Raw genomic sequence first — 1,419 nt, forward strand, 5'->3', positions numbered from 1 at the left:
CGGTCACCACCGAAACTGCGACGCTCACCATCACGGGCCGGACGATCACCGAACGGCTTCCGATCCCGGTCACCACCGAAACTGCGACGCTCACCATCACGGGCCGGACGATCACCGAACGGCTTCCGATCCCGGTCACCACCGAAACTGCGACGCTCACCGTCACGGGCCGGACGATCACCGAACGGCTTCCGATCGTTCCCAGCCGAGAAGGGCTTGCGGTCACGATCGCCGAACGGCTTCCGATCGCGGTCATCGTCGAAGTTGCGGCGCTCACCGTCACGGGCCGGACGTTCACCGTCTCGGGCCGGACGGTCACCGTACGGCTTGCGGTCACGATCGTCCCGGCCGCGGAAGCCGCGGGGGTCGCCGCCGGAGTTGTTGGCCCGTCGGAATCCGCCGCCGCCGGCGTTACGGCCCCCGCCAAAATTGCCGCTGTCGTCGCGGCCGCGGTTACCGTCGTTGTGATCAGCCATGCTGGATTCCTCCTGTTGTGAGCCGACCACTGGCGCAATCGCAGCCGCTCTGTTTTTCGTGTTTCGTTCCTACGCAACCCGAAATCAAGCGCTTCGAAGTCCGTACATCTCATTCAATTCTAGGCGAGGAGCACTCGCCCGGCTAACTGCCGGCGCCCCGTGGGCCCCGCGGTGGCACGCCTCACAGGGCGATCCCGGCCGGTCGACCCCCGCAGCACTTCCCCTCGCGGAAACGGCGGATACCGGCCCGGAGAGAGCAGAATGTCTGGACCCTCCCGGGCGACGGCGTGAGCAACCACGACGGCGCGCGGCCGGGTGGCGCGGTGCGAGGATTCTCGGTGAGGCCGGGGCGATGCGGGTGGATTATGTGCGGGTGTGGGAGTAGCCGGCGCCCTGTCTGAGCCCTGTATGGGTGGTTTAAGTGGGAGAGCCTCCAACCGTGTGGTTGGAGGCTCTCGACCTGAATGATGTTCCGGCGGTGACCTACTCTCCCACACCCTCCCGGGTGCAGTACCATCGGCGCTGTGGGTCTTAGCTTCCGGGTTCGGAATGGGACCGGGCGTTTCCCCCACGCTATGACCGCCGTAACCCTGTTACCCGCTCCCCTGGTCGTACCAGCCCGTGTGTGGGGTGGCTTTCCCGGGGTGGGAAGTCTTTGGTTACAACTCCTGCCCTGGGGCAGGTGGTGGTGTTGTATTCAATTATGGTTTGGTTCCGTGCAACACAACGAACCTGGTGGTGGGTTTGTTGGTTGGGAACCACATAGTGGACGCAAGCAGTCTTGTTCTTCATACCCACCCCGCTGTGTTCCAGTCGATGCTGGCGGGGGTGGTGTGTGGTGTAAGTTGTCGGCCTATTAGTACCGGTCAGCTTCACGAGTCTTTAGTCCTCGCTTCCACATCCGGCCTATCAACCCAGTGGTCTGGCTGGGGGCCTCTCACAC

1 protein-coding gene and 2 rRNA genes are annotated in these 1,419 nt (G+C 64.1%); 1 reads left to right on the top strand and 2 read right to left on the bottom strand.

Features of this window, described 5'->3' with window-relative positions:
- Positions 1-497 (top strand): hypothetical protein (locus tag AB0O44_RS16170; RefSeq protein ID WP_364139075.1); only part of this gene is annotated, 497 nt, incomplete at its 5' end.
- Positions 498-946: 449 nt separating this feature from the next.
- Here AB0O44_RS16170 and rrf read toward each other — a convergent pair.
- Positions 947-1,063: ribosomal RNA gene (rrf, locus tag AB0O44_RS16175) — 5S ribosomal RNA — on the bottom strand.
- Positions 1,064-1,311: 248 nt separating this feature from the next.
- Positions 1,312-1,419, bottom strand: a 23S ribosomal RNA gene (locus AB0O44_RS16180); the annotation flags it as partial.

The sequence above is a fragment of the Arthrobacter sp. NPDC080082 genome (assembly GCF_040686595.1).
Classification (GTDB): Bacteria; Actinomycetota; Actinomycetes; order Actinomycetales; family Micrococcaceae; genus Arthrobacter.